This is a genomic window from Staphylococcus sp. EG-SA-17, from assembly GCF_017151845.1.
Taxonomy (GTDB): domain Bacteria; phylum Bacillota; class Bacilli; order Staphylococcales; family Staphylococcaceae; genus Staphylococcus; species Staphylococcus aureus.
The window spans coordinates 1-16,598 of record NZ_JACVZO010000026.1 but is presented as its reverse complement, the minus strand read 5'-3'; the positions used below and the strand labels follow the sequence as shown (position 1 = coordinate 16,598).

General features: G+C 33.7%; 13 protein-coding genes. 10 read left to right on the top strand and 3 right to left on the bottom strand.

Translation table 11 applies throughout. The features are described from left to right. The 3 genes from IDG65_RS11075 to IDG65_RS11065 form a co-directional block, all read right to left on the bottom strand. Nucleotides 1-1,953, bottom strand: a complete 1,953-nt coding sequence (locus tag IDG65_RS11075) for a PTS fructose transporter subunit IIABC (RefSeq protein WP_000706109.1) — start codon at nucleotides 1,951-1,953, stop codon at nucleotides 1-3. A gap of 76 nt (nucleotides 1,954-2,029) precedes the next feature. Next, the gene (locus tag IDG65_RS11070) at nucleotides 2,030-3,904 is read right to left on the bottom strand and encodes a BglG family transcription antiterminator (protein ID WP_000886999.1); all 1,875 of its coding nucleotides are present in this window, start codon (nucleotides 3,902-3,904) and stop codon (nucleotides 2,030-2,032) included. 239 nt (nucleotides 3,905-4,143) lie between these two features. Beyond that, nucleotides 4,144-4,617, bottom strand: a complete 474-nt coding sequence (locus tag IDG65_RS11065; RefSeq protein WP_000714021.1) for a hypothetical protein — start codon at nucleotides 4,615-4,617, stop codon at nucleotides 4,144-4,146. Between the two features lie 254 nt (nucleotides 4,618-4,871). Here IDG65_RS11065 and isaB point away from each other — a divergent pair, with 254 nt between their 5' ends. From isaB to clfB, 10 genes are all read left to right on the top strand, one after another. Next, on the top strand, nucleotides 4,872-5,399 hold the full coding sequence (gene isaB, locus IDG65_RS11060) for an immunodominant staphylococcal antigen IsaB (protein WP_001077099.1): 528 nt from the start codon (nucleotides 4,872-4,874) through the stop codon (nucleotides 5,397-5,399). Nucleotides 5,400-5,811: 412 nt separating this feature from the next. Beyond that, on the top strand, nucleotides 5,812-7,341 hold the full coding sequence (gene aur, locus IDG65_RS11055) for a zinc metalloproteinase aureolysin (RefSeq protein WP_001225042.1): 1,530 nt from the start codon (nucleotides 5,812-5,814) through the stop codon (nucleotides 7,339-7,341). A gap of 366 nt (nucleotides 7,342-7,707) precedes the next feature. Next, nucleotides 7,708-8,157 (top strand): arginine repressor, encoded by a 450-nt coding sequence (locus IDG65_RS11050; RefSeq protein WP_000748760.1) that lies wholly within the window; start codon nucleotides 7,708-7,710, stop codon nucleotides 8,155-8,157. Nucleotides 8,158-8,159: 2 nt separating this feature from the next. Next, the gene (locus IDG65_RS11045; protein ID WP_043854625.1) at nucleotides 8,160-8,327 is read left to right on the top strand and encodes a hypothetical protein; all 168 of its coding nucleotides are present in this window, start codon (nucleotides 8,160-8,162) and stop codon (nucleotides 8,325-8,327) included. Between the two features lie 176 nt (nucleotides 8,328-8,503). Next, complete coding sequence (gene arcA / locus IDG65_RS11040) at nucleotides 8,504-9,739, top strand: arginine deiminase (RefSeq protein ID WP_000129411.1); 1,236 nt, start codon at nucleotides 8,504-8,506, stop codon at nucleotides 9,737-9,739. Nucleotides 9,740-9,771: 32 nt separating this feature from the next. Continuing rightward, nucleotides 9,772-10,782, top strand: a complete 1,011-nt coding sequence (gene argF / locus IDG65_RS11035; protein WP_000136165.1) for an ornithine carbamoyltransferase — start codon at nucleotides 9,772-9,774, stop codon at nucleotides 10,780-10,782. A 90-nt stretch (nucleotides 10,783-10,872) separates the two neighbouring features. Continuing rightward, nucleotides 10,873-12,303 (top strand): arginine-ornithine antiporter, encoded by a 1,431-nt coding sequence (arcD, locus tag IDG65_RS11030; protein WP_001005843.1) that lies wholly within the window; start codon nucleotides 10,873-10,875, stop codon nucleotides 12,301-12,303. A gap of 16 nt (nucleotides 12,304-12,319) precedes the next feature. Next, the gene (arcC, locus tag IDG65_RS11025; protein ID WP_000660028.1) at nucleotides 12,320-13,261 is read left to right on the top strand and encodes a carbamate kinase; all 942 of its coding nucleotides are present in this window, start codon (nucleotides 12,320-12,322) and stop codon (nucleotides 13,259-13,261) included. A gap of 98 nt (nucleotides 13,262-13,359) precedes the next feature. Further along, nucleotides 13,360-14,064, top strand: coding sequence for a Crp/Fnr family transcriptional regulator (locus tag IDG65_RS11020; RefSeq protein ID WP_000138218.1), 705 nt, complete (start codon nucleotides 13,360-13,362; stop codon nucleotides 14,062-14,064). A gap of 349 nt (nucleotides 14,065-14,413) precedes the next feature. After that, the coding region (gene clfB / locus IDG65_RS11015; protein ID WP_206174102.1) for an MSCRAMM family adhesin clumping factor ClfB at nucleotides 14,414-16,598 on the top strand (2,185 nt) is incomplete at its 3' end.

Here is a 16,598-nt window from a genome sequence, read left to right as displayed (position 1 = left end):
CTATATTTTCATTAATAAGTTATAAATTTCTGTAGTACTGTTTGCATTAATTAGTGATTGGCGTGTCTCATCATTCATTAACGCTTTAGATAAGCGCTGAAGTATTTTTAAATGTGTATCCTGACTGTTGTTTGGTACGGCAATTAAGAATATCAATTGAGGTAGACTACCATCTAGACTCTCCCATTTAACACCATGATTATTTTTCATAACAGCTACAATCGGTTGTTTTACAACATCAGACTTTGCATGTGGAATGGCCACGTTCATGCCAATAGCTGTCGTAGACTCCATTTCACGTTCTAGGATTGCATTTTTTAAATGCGATGTGTGCTCTACATAACGGCAAATTTTAAGTTTATGAATCAACATATCAATTGCTTCGTTTCGAGACATGTCGTGATCAGTAATTATCATAGTTTGTTGATCAAAAACATGAGAAGGTTTATTGTGATGTGAATGTTTCGCGGTGTTATCTACATTGTCAACCTCTGTATCATGTTGTGTTATATCTGTATCATGAAGTTGCGTGTGTTGCGCTGGTGCATCTACTGCTATAACTGGTGTATTGCGTTTTAATAATAGTACAGTAGTCATTGTGACAAGACTACCTACTATCACTGCAAAGATAAACAATAATACATGATCAATACCACCTAATACAGCCACGATTGGACCTCCATGTGCGACTCTATCGCCGACACCACCAATGGCTGCAATGACTGATGCAATCATTGCACCAATGATGTTTGCAGGTATAATGCGCAATGGATCTTGGGCTGCGAAAGGAATAGCACCTTCAGTAATACCAAATAGTCCCATAGTGAAGGAAGCCTTACCCATTTCTCTTTCGGAATGATTGAATTTATACTTTTGAACAAACGTTGCTAAACCTAAACCGATTGGTGGTGTACATACAGCAACTGCGACCATACCCATAACGGCGTAATTACCTTCAGCAATAAGTGCTGAGCCAAATAAAAATGCTACTTTGTTTACTGGACCGCCCATATCGAAGGCAATCATCGCACCTATAATCATCGCAAGTATAATAATATTAGCACCTTGCATACTTTTTAACCAGGTTGTTAATGCCTCAAAAATATTAGAAATTGGTGCACCGATTAAAAATATAAATATCAATCCTACAACGACCGATGAAATAATGGGAATAATAATGATAGGCATAATTGGTGCCATTGCTTTTGGAACTTTAATATCTTTAATCCACTTTGCGATATAACCTGCTAAGAAACCAGCAACAATACCACCTAAAAATCCTGCGCCTGCATCACTGCCATAAAAACTACCGTCAGCAGCGATAGCGCCGCCAATCATACCAGGAACAAGACCGGGCTTGTCAGCGATACTAACAGCGATATATCCAGCTAGTATTGGAACCATAAATTTAAAGGCTAAACTACCAATGTTTTCAATGGATTTCCAAAATGAATCATCTGGGATGACTAATCCTTTTGATGTCGTTTCACCGCCTAGAGTCAGCGCGATGGCGATAAGGAGTCCACCAACTACGATAAAAGGAACCATAAACGATACACCGTTCATTAAATGTTGATACACCATTTGAATACCACTTTTAGACTTACCGCGATCTTTCGAATGATAATTTGTTTCAGATTGATAAATAGGCGCATCTTGATTAATGATACGTTGAATTAGACCTCTCGGATTATGAATCCCTTCGCGAACATTTTCATTAATCAACCGTTTACCAACAAATCGGGACAGATCAACTTGTTTATCAGCTGCAATTATGACACCATCAGCTTCTTCGATGTCTTGCGTAGTTAAAACATTTTCAGCACCAACACCGCCTTGTGTCTCTACTTTAATATCCACACCCATTTCTTTTGCTACCTGCTCAAGCTTTTCTTGAGCCATATATGTATGTGCAATGCCATTTGGGCATGAGGTAATAGCTACAATTTTCATAAAATCATCTCCTTTTCTATATTGTAAGCGCATTCTCGATACTAAAAAAAAGAATAATTACCGTTACTAGTGGCAATTATTCTTGTAAGTATTCAAATAACTGTTGCTTTAAACTATGATCATCTAAATTACATAAATGGTTCACTGAATCATCATCCAAGTTAGCAATTAATTGCATCATTTGTTTTGTAAAAGCTGTGTCTTTTTGTGAAATTGCTAAGAAAAAGACAAGTTTGACATCGTGTTGTCGCCAAGGAAAAACATCTTTTGTGCGAAAAATAAGCACATGTGATTGTAAAACTTTTTCAGGATCACCATGAGGAATCGCCATAAAATTACCTATGTATGTAGAAGATGATTTCTCACGCTCTAAAGCTGATTCGATATATCCTTCTACAATCGCATGATGTGCTTGTAATATTTTTTGAGCTTCTTCAAAAATTTGCACAGTATGTCGTGGTTTTTGTTCAGTATTTACGACAAGGAAATTGACAGTGTCCATATGATGATGTGCTTGAACCGGATTTTGCTTTTGCTTCACAATATGTCTGATTTTGTGACGGTCATCCTCAGAAAATAATGGTGCAACCTTGATAGTTGAAAGGTGCTTAGGAAGTATGTTTAGCGTTTGTTTTGGAATATCATGGGTCGTTATTAATAAATCTACATTGTCAAAGTGATAGTGTGTTATATTTTCTAGTTTAATCGTATTTATCACTAACAACTCTTCGGATAAGTTATTTATTTTAGTTTCTAAAAAATTCGACACACCTAGACCATAATAACAAGCAATGACTACATTTAATTGTGTTTTGGTACGACGCTCGATGGCAGCTTGAAAATGAATAGTTAAAAAAGCAATTTCATCTTCACTCATCTCAATATCTGTATCAACTGCTAATTTATCAATCGCTTCAAAAAGTGTGTTAAACACAAAGGGATAGAGTTTTTTAATCTCTATAACTAAAGGATTGTTTAAATAAATGTTTTGAGTGATACGTAAATATGCTTTACTAAAATGATTATATAAATTTTGTTGTAAAATCGAATCTTCATTGAAAGGTACATGAATACGTTGCTGCATCAATTCGATTAAGCGATCAATATAACTTTGTATAAATATACGTTCTATGCCAATATCGAGTTTATTAAAATGATAAGCAATAAAGAATGAAAACATATTGATTACTTGTTCGTTCAAGTCATAACCTAATCTTTCGTTGATTTGCTTAATGCAAGATTGAGATATCAATTTTGCATCGTGGTTTAACGTGTCTAGCTCACTTAAAGATTGCTTACGTTTAATGATTAAAATGAGATGAATTAAAAGCTGTTGTATTTGAATATCAGTTGTTTCAATACTATGTTGTTGAAGTGTCTCTTGTATAATATGCGAAATCATCCTTTGGTGTGAATCAGGTAATTCATTTAAAATTAGGTCTTCAACATGTACATGCCCTGATGATAATTGATTTAAATGGATGATGGCATTAGTGATATCATTATCTGTTCCATCGACCACAATACCTTGTTTTTTCTTAATTGTTAAAGCGATATTAAATTTTTGACACCATTGTTGAATACGAATGAAATAGTCGTTGAGCACAGTTTTAGATAATAGATAATCTTGCTCTAGTTGTTGCAATGTCTGCGATTTATTGTGCATTAGCAGTTGATACGCCATAGATAATAATAGTTTTTCTTTATATGATTGAATATGCGTGTAACGTTCAGTTATCGTTTCTAAGGTATACTGCGATGTATTTAATTGATATCCTTTAGATTTAATACTTACGATGATATCATCCATAAAATTGCTATTGATAACATGGATATCATTGCGAACTGTGCGGTTTGAAACATTGACATGTTCAGCAATTTCATTAGAACTAATGTGCTTTGATGGATTTTTAATAAAAAACTGGAGTAGTTTTAAGTGTCTATCAAGCATTTAACATGTACCTCCTTTCTAAATTTTCCGTGTAAGCGTTTTTAAAGGTGTATTAATTTTATTAAACATGAGAGCTTATACATACGTCAATGACATTAAAGCGAACTTTTATATGAATTTAACAGAGTGCGAATTATGCAAATAAAGAACAGCAGTAAGATATTTCAAATAGAAAAATATCTTACTGCTGTTTTTCTGAATTTATGTACCTGATACTTGTGGACGTATCAGGTAAATGATTAATTTTTAGGTGATTGTACTTGAGGTGTTTGTTTAGAAGGCGTATTGGTATTATTTGATTTATTAGCAGGTGGTGTGTTCTGTTGTTTATGATTTTGGTTATTCGTTGAAGGTTGACTGCTACCGCCGTGATTTGAATTTGATTGATTCGGATTAGATTGATTTGAATTTGATTGATTCGGATTAGATGGTTGTGTATTCGCTGGTGCTGTTGAACCGTTATTTTGGACAGTTGATGGCGTAGATGATTGATTGCCATTAGTAACACCGTTGTTGTTTTGATTTTCATTTGTGTTGTTTGTATTTTCGTCTTTTTGATGATTTACTTCAGTATCTTTCTTTTGATGGGTAGCTTTATTATCTTGCTCATTATTATGATTTGACGATGTAGAATGATTTATTGCAGCATAAATGGCGAATCCAAGTGCACCAATTAACAAGATGATAACAACAGTAATAAGAAATTTTTTCAAATGTAACGCCTCCGTTTATAATAAAAATAGTCATACATTGCATGGCATCATGCTTTCAATGTCGACAAAATGATGTTAACTATAAAACTTGAAATGCGGACGATATTAATGTTTGTGTTAGTTTTTATGTACTTCAAATAAGTATAACAAAACTGTTATATATTTATAAATATAATCAATAGTATTTTATTGTACAAGCAAGTTATAATAATAGTAATAAGATTGAAAAATTTGTATGGAAAAGAGAGATAAATATGAATCAAACAACTAAACTTTGTGCAGCAACGACATTAGCATTAGGTACTTTAATTGGCGCAACAGTTGTAGGGACTGCATCACCAATACATCAAGAAACGCAGGCGGCAACAACACCTTACTATACTTATCATGGATATATCGGTCATAACGCTAATTTTATAATGGATAAGCATTTTATTAACGCTATTAAATATGACAACGTGACATTTAATGGTATTAAATTAGCGAAGACAAATGCGACAAAAAAAGTAGAGAAATACGATCAAACTTTTAAAGGTGTAACTGCAAAAGGAAATGAAGCGAATCAATTACAATTTATCGTTAAAAATAATATATCACTAAAAGATATTCAAAAAGCTTATGGTAAAGATTTGAAAAAAGAGAATAATAAAACGAAAGAATCTGATAGCGGTATTTTTTATTATCAACATTCTAAAAAGTCATTAGGCATTTGGTTTGTTGTTGATCATAATAGAGTGGTTGAAGTTACAGTGGGACATACGCCATACAAAACGAGTAAATAATAAAGTAAATATAGGGGCTAGTTTGTGAGGAATGATGTCACATACTAGTCTTTTTGATTATATGATGGTAGTTTTCGTGTCTCCATGATATTGAAATATATAGATTTAATCATGCGCAGTTAAGTAGTCAGCATATATATTTCACGTATTGATTAAGTATGTGTTGTACTAATTTTTTGATTGTTAATAATTTCACAAAAATAAAGCCTTGATAAATTTTAAAATATAATTAAGTGCAATTTTCAAAATTTTATTTAGTCACAGATAACATTTTTAAAAAAGAAAAGAATCAATAAATAAAATCAACGAACAAAAAGTATAGAAATAAATAGAAATAATCGTTTACTTTTCTGAAAAATTAAATTAATATTTTATTTATAAGCTGTTTTTAAAATTTCAGGAGGAATGAAATGTGAGGAAATTTTCAAGATATGCATTTACAAGTATGGCGACAGTAACGTTGCTGAGCTCTTTGACACCTGCAGCACTAGCGAGTGATACGAATCACAAACCAGCAACTTCAGATATTAATTTTGAAATCACACAAAAGAGTGATGCAGTTAAAGCATTAAAAGAGTTACCTAAATCTGAAAATGTGAAAAATCATTATCAAGATTACTCTGTTACAGATGTAAAAACAGATAAGAAAGGATTTACGCATTACACGTTACAACCGAGTGTGGATGGTGTTCATGCACCTGACAAAGAAGTGAAAGTACACGCAGACAAATCAGGAAAAGTCGTTTTAATCAACGGTGATACTGACGCAAAGAAAGTAAAGCCGACAAATAAAGTGACATTAAGCAAGGATGAAGCGGCTGACAAAGCATTTAACGCAGTTAAGATTGATAAAAATAAAGCTAAAAACCTCCAAGATGACGTTATCAAAGAAAATAAAGTCGAAATCGACGGTGACAGTAATAAATACATTTACAATATTGAATTAATTACAGTAACACCAGAAATTTCACATTGGAAAGTTAAAATTGATGCCGACACAGGAGCAGTTGTTGAAAAAACGAACTTAGTTAAAGAAGCGGCAGAAACTGGTACAGGTAAAGGAGTACTCGGCGATACAAAAAATATCAATATCAATAGTATTGACGGTGGATTTAGCCTAGAAGATTTAACGCATCAAGGTAAATTATCAGCATACAATTTTAATGATCAAACAGGTCAAGCAACATTGATTACTAATGAAGATGAAAACTTCGTCAAAGATGAGCAACGTGCTGGTGTAGATGCGAATTATTATGCTAAACAAACATATGATTACTACAAAAATACATTTGGTCGTGAGTCTTACGATAACCATGGTAGTCCAATTGTCTCATTAACACATGTAAATCATTATGGTGGACAAGATAACAGAAATAACGCTGCATGGATTGGAGACAAAATGATTTATGGTGATGGCGATGGCCGCACGTTTACAAATTTATCAGGTGCAAATGACGTAGTAGCACATGAGTTAACACATGGCGTGACACAAGAAACGGCGAATTTAGAGTATAAAGATCAATCTGGTGCGTTAAATGAAAGCTTTTCAGATGTTTTTGGATACTTTGTAGATGATGAGGATTTCTTGATGGGTGAAGATGTTTACACACCAGGAAAAGAGGGAGATGCTTTACGAAGCATGTCAAACCCAGAACAATTTGGTCAACCATCTCATATGAAAGACTATGTATACACTGAAAAAGATAACGGTGGTGTGCATACGAATTCTGGCATTCCAAATAAAGCAGCTTATAACGTAATTCAAGCAATAGGGAAATCTAAATCAGAACAAATTTACTACCGAGCATTAACGGAATACTTAACAAGTAATTCAAACTTCAAAGATTGTAAAGATGCATTATACCAAGCGGCTAAAGATTTATATGACGAGCAAACAGCTGAACAGGTGTATGAAGCATGGAATGAAGTAGGCGTGGAGTAAAAATATATAAACAAGAAGAAGTAATGTTAAACACTTATAAATAATTAAATTTTAAATACAGCTTATATATGGGGTATACCTACATTGATAATTGACTTTGTAGGTATACCCTCTCTTTGTAATTAGATGAGAGGAGTGTGAGGGTTGTCTGCCGAAAGACTACTCGGCAGTCTAAAATCATTACAAGTAGTAGATATGTGATAATTAAATGCTGACTTAGAATACAAAATTCATTTTAAAAGTTGTCACAAAAAATTTACATGTATTTTTATTATCTTTTGCAAAACAAAGTGTTAAATTATAAATGAAACATGCATGAATTTATTTTTTAATACAAGAAACGTAACTACCAAAGGAGTTTACAATATGAAGAAAAGTAAACGATTAGAAATTGTTTCTACAATAGTTAAAAAGCATAAGATTTATAAAAAAGAACAAATCATTTCATATATTGAAGAATATTTTGGTGTAAGATATAGTGCAACAACAATTGCTAAAGACTTGAAAGAACTTAATATATATCGTGTCCCTATCGATTGTGAAACATGGATTTATAAAGCTATTAATAATCAAACAGAACAAGAGATGAGAGAAAAGTTTAGACACTATTGTGAACATGAAGTTCTAAGTTCAATCATCAATGGTTCATACATTATCGTTAAAACCTCACCTGGTTTCGCCCAAGGCATAAACTATTTTATCGATCAGCTAAATATAGAAGAGATATTAGGTACGGTGAGTGGAAATGACACTACATTAATCTTAACTGCCTCAAATGATATGGCAGAATACGTATATGCAAAATTATTTAAATAGACATGTATCAAATGAATAATGAAAATTTGTTTCGTATCACGTGTACTCAAGTTAGTTACCAAATATTAACTTGTGTACGCGTTTTTTTATGGAAAGAAAGAATTCATAGTCATTCATTTGACTGTATAAAAAACTTTATACAACATGTTTTTATGGGTATTTTTGAATAAAAAATGTATATTTCGACCCAAAACACCTTTATTTATGTATAAAAATCCATTATTATGTATTGTATAACAAAAAGATATGAAATTTTCGACTTTCTTTATGTGAATATAATCACATGTAAGCGTTTGAAGATTGTCTATACTCTAAATGAATTCAAAGATAAAAGGAGGAAATAGACATGACAGATGGTCCAATTAAAGTAAATAGCGAAATTGGAGCTTTAAAAACTGTGTTACTTAAGCGTCCTGGAAAAGAATTAGAAAATTTAGTACCTGATTATTTAGATGGATTACTATTTGATGATATTCCATATTTAGAAGTAGCTCAAAAAGAGCATGACCATTTTGCACAGGTGCTAAGAGAAGAGGGTGTTGAAGTACTTTACCTTGAGAAGTTAGCAGCTGAAAGTATTGAAAATCCTCAAGTAAGAAGTGAATTTATTGATGATGTATTAGCAGAGTCTAAAAAAACAATATTAGGTCATGAAGAAGAAATTAAGGCATTATTTGCGACACTTTCTAATCAAGAACTTGTAGATAAAATAATGTCAGGGGTACGTAAGGAAGAAATTAATCCGAAATGTACACATCTAGTAGAGTATATGGATGATAAGTATCCATTCTATTTAGATCCAATGCCAAACCTTTATTTTACTAGAGATCCACAAGCCTCAATAGGACACGGTATAACAATCAATCGGATGTTCTGGAGAGCACGACGACGAGAATCAATATTTATTCAATATATTGTAAAGCATCATCCTAGATTTAAAGATGCGAATATTCCAATCTGGTTAGATCGAGATTGCCCATTCAATATTGAAGGCGGCGATGAACTTGTTTTATCTAAAGATGTCTTGGCTATAGGCGTTTCAGAACGTACATCTGCACAAGCTATTGAAAAGTTAGCGCGACGTATTTTTGAAAATCCGCAGGCGACGTTTAAAAAAGTAGTAGCAATTGAAATTCCAACTAGTCGAACTTTTATGCACTTAGATACAGTATTTACAATGATAGATTATGACAAATTTACAATGCATTCAGCCATTTTAAAGGCAGAAGGCAATATGAATATATTTATTATTGAATATGATGACGTAAATAAAGATATTGCCATCAAACAATCTAGTCATTTAAAAGATACTTTAGAAGACGTACTAGGTATAGATGATATCCAATTCATTCCAACAGGAAATGGTGATGTCATTGATGGTGCTAGAGAGCAATGGAATGATGGCTCAAATACATTATGTATAAGACCAGGCGTTGTAGTGACTTACGATAGAAACTATGTATCGAATGATTTATTGAGACAAAAAGGCATTAAAGTCATTGAAATATCTGGTAGCGAGTTGGTACGTGGACGTGGGGGTCCTAGATGTATGAGTCAACCACTATTCAGAGAAGACATTTAACGTAATAAATTATAGAAACGAGGGTGAAAATAATGACAGAAATTCAAAAACCGTATGATTTAAAAGGCAGATCATTATTAAAAGAAAGTGATTTTACCAAAGCAGAATTCGAAGGACTTATTGATTTTGCAATTACATTAAAAGAGTATAAGAAAAACGGTATTAAGCATCACTACTTATCTGGAAAAAATATTGCACTACTATTCGAAAAGAATTCGACGAGAACGCGTGCAGCGTTTACAGTTGCGTCTATTGATTTAGGTGCGCATCCAGAATTTTTAGGGAAAAATGATATTCAATTAGGCAAAAAAGAATCTGTAGAGGATACTGCGAAAGTATTAGGTAGAATGTTCGATGGTATTGAATTCCGTGGTTTTTCACAACAAGCTGTTGAAGATTTAGCGAAGTTCTCTGGTGTACCGGTGTGGAATGGATTAACAGACGATTGGCATCCTACACAAATGTTAGCTGATTTTATGACAATAAAAGAGAATTTTGGATATCTAGAAGGAATAAACTTAACTTACGTTGGAGATGGACGTAATAATATTGCGCATTCATTAATGGTAGCAGGTGCTATGTTAGGTGTTAATGTAAGAATTTGTACACCTAAATCATTAAATCCAAAAGAGGCATATGTTGATATTGCAAAAGAAAAAGCGAGTCAATATGGTGGTTCAGTCATGATTACGGATAATATTGCAGAAGCAGTTGAAAATACAGATGCTATATATACAGATGTTTGGGTATCGATGGGTGAAGAAAGTGAATTTGAACAACGTATTAATTTATTAAAAGACTATCAAGTGAATCAACAGATGTTTGATTTAACAGGTAAAGATTCAACGATATTCTTACATTGTTTACCAGCATTCCATGATACAAATACACTTTATGGACAAGAAATTTATGAAAAAAATGGATTAGCTGAAATGGAAGTTACAGACCAAATCTTTAGAAGTGAACATTCAAAAGTGTTTGATCAAGCTGAAAATAGAATGCATACAATTAAGGCAGTAATGGCAGCAACATTGGGGAGTTAATCACTAAATGGAATGATATGAATATGATGTGTCTGATGATATAAGTGTCATGTACAGACACCTCATATTGGTATTAAAGGAGAAATGAATATGAACGAATCAGGAGATAACAAACTCAGTAAATCTTCTTTAATTGGACTAGTTATAGGATCCATGATTGGTGGCGGTGCGTTCAATATAATGTCTGATATGGGCGGTAAAGCCGGTGGATTAGCCATTATTATTGGTTGGATTATTACAGCTATAGGAATGATTTCATTAGCGTTCGTATTTCAAAATTTAACCAATGAACGGCCGGAGCTAGACGGTGGTATTTATAGTTATGCTCAAGCAGGATTTGGCGATTTTGTAGGCTTTATCAGTGCTTGGGGATATTGGTTCTCAGCGTTTTTAGGCAATGTTGCCTATGCAACACTATTGATGTCAGCAGTAGGTAACTTTTTCCCGATTTTTAAAGGAGGCAACACATTATCAAGTATTATTGTCGCATCTATATTACTTTGGGGTGTGCATTTCCTAATTTTAAAAGGTGTTGAAACAGCAGCCTTTATCAATAGTATTGTTACTGTTGCAAAGTTAATACCGATTTTACTTGTAATCATATGCATGATAATTGCATTCAATTTTGACACTTTTAAAACAGGCTTTTTCGGTATGACGTCAGAGGGTGTATTGCCATTTAGTTGGGCGAGCACAATGAGCCAAGTTAAAAGTACGATGCTAGTGACAGTTTGGGTGTTTATCGGTATCGAAGGTGCAGTAATTTTTTCTAGTAGAGCTAAAAATAAAAAAGATGTAGGTAGTGCCACGGTTATAGGACTTATATCAGTTTTAATTATCTATTTCTTATTAACTGTATTAGCTCAAGGCGTGATTTTGCAAAATCATATTTCTCAATTAGATTCGCCAAGTATGGCACAGGTGCTTGCAACTATTGTAGGTGGTTGGGGATCTACACTTGTAAATATTGGTTTAATTATTTCGGTACTAGGTGCATGGTTAGGATGGACATTGCTTGCTGGTGAATTACCTTTCATTGTTGCAAAAGATGGATTATTTCCAAAATGGTTTGCTAAAGAAAATAAAAATGGAGCACCTGTAAATGCACTGCTTATTACCAATATATTAGTACAATTATTTTTAATAAGTATGCTATTTACACAGAGTGCGTATCAATTTGCATTTTCACTAGCATCAAGTGCTATTTTATACCCTTACATGTTCAGTGCATTTTACCAAGTTAAATACACTTTAGAGCATCGACAGCAAGCAACTACTAAACAATGGACGATTGGTATCATAGCCTCAATTTATGCTATATGGCTTATATATGCAGCAGGTATCAATTACTTATTATTGACGATGTTACTTTATATTCCAGCTCTTCTTGTTTATTCAATCGTTCAAAAGAATAATCAGACACGTTTGATTAAATCAGACTATATCCTTTTTATGATTATTATCGTACTTGCAGTTATCGGGTTAATTAAGTTATTGATGGGAACGATAAATGTTTTTTAAAAGGAGCGACAAAAATATGAAAGAGAAAATTGTCATTGCATTAGGCGGTAATGCGATACAGACAAAAGAAGCAACAGCTGAAGCACAACAAACAGCTATTAGACGTGCGATGCAAAACCTTAAACCTTTATTTGATTCACCAGCGCGTATTGTCATTTCACATGGTAATGGCCCACAAATTGGAAGTTTATTAATCCAACAAGCTAAATCGAACAGTGACACAACGCCGGCAATGCCATTGGATACTTGTGGTGCAATGTCACAGGGTATGATAGGCTATTGGTTGGAAACTGAAATCAATCGCATTTTAACTGAAATGAATAGTGATAGAACTGTAGGCACAATCGTTACACGTGTGGAAGTAGATAAAGATGATCCACGATTCAATAACCCAACCAAACCAATTGGTCCTTTTTATACGAAAGAAGAAGTTGAAGAATTACAAAAAGAACAGCCAGACTCAGTCTTTAAAGAAGATGCAGGACGTGGTTATAGAAAAGTTGTTGCGTCACCACTACCTCAATCTATACTAGAACACCAGTTAATTCGAACTTTAGCAGACGGTAAAAATATTGTCATTGCATGCGGTGGTGGCGGTATTCCAGTTATAAAAAAAGAAAATACCTATGAAGGTGTTGAAGCGGTTATAGATAAAGATTTTGCTAGTGAGAAATTAGCAACGCTGATTGAAGCAGATACCTTAATGATTCTTACGAATGTAGAAAATGTATTTATTAACTTTAATGAACCTAATCAACAACAAATCGATGATATTGATGTAGCAACACTGAAAAAATACGCGGCACAAGGTAAGTTTGCGGAAGGATCGATGTTGCCAAAAATAGAAGCTGCGATACGATTTGTTGAAAGTGGGGAAAACAAAAAAGTTATCATTACCAATTTAGAGCAGGCATACGAAGCTTTGATTGGTAATAAAGGTACACACATTCACATGTAGCACTTTATCACGCGACAAAACATTAAATATGTTTCTCCGTTGATTCAAATGAAAAAGTTGTCTGCTGACACTTTGCAAGGTTTGAAGGAGTTTAACTTATGACAGAAAACTTTATTTTGGGTAGAAATAATAAATTAGAACATGAACTAAAGGCATTAGCAGATTACATTAATATCCCATATAGTATATTACAACCATATCAAAGTGAATGTTTTGTCAGACATTATACGAAAGGCCAAGTTATTTATTTTTCGCCACAAGAAAGTAGCAATATTTACTTTTTAATTGAAGGTAACATTATTAGAGAACATTACAATCAAAATGGAGATGTATATCGTTATTTTAATAAAGAGCAAGTATTATTTCCAATCAGTAACTTATTTCATCCGAAAGAGGTTAACGAATTGTGTACAGCACTAACCGATTGTACAGTTCTTGGATTGCCTAGAGAATTGATGGCCTTTTTGTGCAAAGCTAATGATGATATATTTTTGACACTTTTTGCATTAATAAATGATAATGAGCAGCAACACATGAACTATAACATGGCATTAACAAGTAAATTTGCTAAAGATCGAATTATCAAATTGTTATGCCATCTATGTCAGACAGTAGGATACGATCAAGATGAATTTTATGAAATCAAACAGTTTTTAACTATTCAACTCATGAGTGATATGGCTGGGATTTCCCGGGAAACAGCTGGTCATATTATTCATGAACTTAAAGATGAAAAACTTGTTGTTAAAGATCATAAAAATTGGTTAGTAAGCAAACATTTATTCAATGATGTATGTGTTTAATATACAATGTAAAATGAATAAGTTGAACATGAGGTCTAACGTACATTTATACGTTAGGCCTTTTTTGCTAGCATGATGATTAATTTAATATGTTAGTTAAATTTGATTGTTGAAATTACAGTAAAATTTAAGGTGATGAAAAATTTAGAACTTCTAAGTTTTTGAAAAGTAAAACATTTGCAATAGTGTAAAAATAGTATATTGATTTTTGCTAGTTAACAGAAAATTTTAAGTTATATAAATAGGAAGAAAACAAATTTTACGTAATTTTTTTCGAAAAGCAATTGATATAATTCTTATTTCATTATACAATTTAGACTAATCTAGAAATTGAAATGGAGTAATATTTTTGAAAAAAAGAATTGATTATTTGTCGAATAAGCAGAATAAGTATTCGATTAGACGTTTTACAGTAGGTACCACATCAGTAATAGTAGGGGCAACTATACTATTTGGGATAGGCAATCATCAAGCACAAGCTTCAGAACAATCGAACGATACAACGCAATCTTCGAAAAATAATGCAAGTGCAGATTCCGAAAAAAACAATATGATAGAAACACCTCAATTAAATACAACGGCTAATGATACATCTGATATTAGTGCAAACACAAACAGTGCGAATGTAGATAGCACAGCAAAACCAATGTCTACACAAACGAGCAATACCACTACAACAGAGCCAGCTTCAACAAATGAAACACCTCAACCGACGGCAATTAAAGATCAAGCAACTGCTGCAAAAATGCAAGATCAAACTGTTCCTCAAGAAGCAAATTCTCAAGTAGATAATAAAACAACGAATGATGCTAATAACATAGCAACAAACAGTGAGCTTAAAAATCCTCAAACATTAGATTTACCACAATCATCACCACAAACGATTTCCAATGCGCAAGGAACTAGTAAACCAAGTGTTAGAACGAGAGCTGTACGTAGTCTTGCAGTTGCTGAACCTGTAGTAAATGCTGCTGATGCTAAAGGTACAAATGTAAATGATAAAGTTACGGCAAGTGATTTCAAGTTAGAAAAGACTACATTCGACCCTAACCAAAGTGGTAACACATTTATGGCGGCAAATTTTACAGTGACAGATAAAGTGAAATCAGGGGATTATTTTACAGCGAAGTTACCAGATAGTTTAACTGGTAATGGAGACGTGGATTACTCTAATTCAAATAATACGATGCCAATTGCAGACATTAAAAGTACGAATGGTGATGTTGTAGCGACAGCGACTTATAATATCTTGACTAAGACGTATACATTTGTCTTTACAGATTATGTAAATGATAAAGAAAATATTAACGGACAATTTTCATTACCTTTATTTACAGACCGAGCAAAGGCACCTAAATCAGGAACATATGATGCAAATATTAATATTGCGGATGAAATGTTTAATAATAAAATTACTTATAACTATAGTTCGCCAATTGCAGGAATTGATAAGCCAAATGGCGCGAACATTTCTTCTCAAATTATTGGTGTAGATACAGCTTCAGGCCAAAACACATACAAGCAAACGGTATTTGTTAACCCTAAGCAACGAGTTTTAGGTAATACGTGGGTGTATATTAAAGGCTACCAAGATAAAATCGAAGAAAGTAGCGGTAAAGTAAGTGCTACAGATACAAAACTGAGAATTTTTGAAGTGAATGATACATCTAAATTATCAGATAGCTACTATGCGGACCCAAATGACTCTAATCTTAAAGAAGTAACGAATGAGTTTAAGGATAAAATCACTTATAAATACCAAAATGTAGCAAGTATTAATTTTGGCGATATTACTAAAACGTATGTTGTATTAGTGGAAGGTCACTATGATAATACTGGTAAAAACTTGAAAACACAGGTTATTCAAGAAAATATTGACCCAGCGACAGGTAAAGATTACAGTATTTTCGGTTGGAATAATGAGAATGTTGTACGTTATGGAGGCGGAAGTGCTGATGGTGATTCAGCAGTAAATCCAGTTGATCCAACACCGGGACCACCAGTTGACCCAGAGCCAAGTCCAGAGCCAGAACCGGAACCAACGCCGGATCCAGAGCCAAGTCCAGACCCAGAGCCGGAACCAACACCGGACCCAGAACCAAGTCCAGACCCAGAGCCGGAACCAACACCGGATCCAGAGCCAAGTCCAGACCCGGATTCGGATTCGGACAGTGACTCAGATTCGGATAGCAACTCGGACTTAGACAGTGACTCGGGCTCAGACAGTGATTCAGACTCAGATAGCGATTCAGATTCAGATAGCGACTCAGACTTAGACAGTGATTCAGATTCAGATAGCGACTCAGACTCAGACAGTGATTCAGACTCAGATAGCGATTCAGACTCGGATAGCGATTCAGACTCAGACAGCGATTCAGATTCGGATAGCGACTCAGACTCAGATAGTGATTCAGATTCAGATAGCGACTCAGACTCAGACAGTGATTCAGACTCAGATAGCGATTCAGACTCGGATAGCGATTCAGACTCAGACAGCGATTCAGATTCGGATAGCGACTCAGACTCAGATAGTG

Bases quoted from the DNA above. Each gene is read 5' to 3' on its own strand.
- arcC (WP_000660028.1), top strand. From the start codon at position 12,320: ATGAAAGAGAAAATTGTCATTGCATTAGGCGGTAATGCGATACAGACA.
- argF (WP_000136165.1), top strand. From the start codon at position 9,772: ATGACAGAAATTCAAAAACCGTATGATTTAAAAGGCAGATCATTATTA.
- IDG65_RS11050 (WP_000748760.1), top strand. From the start codon at position 7,708: ATGAAGAAAAGTAAACGATTAGAAATTGTTTCTACAATAGTTAAAAAG.
- IDG65_RS11070 (WP_000886999.1), bottom strand. From the start codon at position 3,904: ATGCTTGATAGACACTTAAAACTACTCCAGTTTTTTATTAAAAATCCA.
- isaB (WP_001077099.1), top strand. From the start codon at position 4,872: ATGAATCAAACAACTAAACTTTGTGCAGCAACGACATTAGCATTAGGT.
- IDG65_RS11045 (WP_043854625.1), top strand. From the start codon at position 8,160: ATGTATCAAATGAATAATGAAAATTTGTTTCGTATCACGTGTACTCAA.
- IDG65_RS11020 (WP_000138218.1), top strand. From the start codon at position 13,360: ATGACAGAAAACTTTATTTTGGGTAGAAATAATAAATTAGAACATGAA.
- arcA (WP_000129411.1), top strand. From the start codon at position 8,504: ATGACAGATGGTCCAATTAAAGTAAATAGCGAAATTGGAGCTTTAAAA.
- IDG65_RS11075 (WP_000706109.1), bottom strand. From the start codon at position 1,953: ATGAAAATTGTAGCTATTACCTCATGCCCAAATGGCATTGCACATACA.
- arcD (WP_001005843.1), top strand. From the start codon at position 10,873: ATGAACGAATCAGGAGATAACAAACTCAGTAAATCTTCTTTAATTGGA.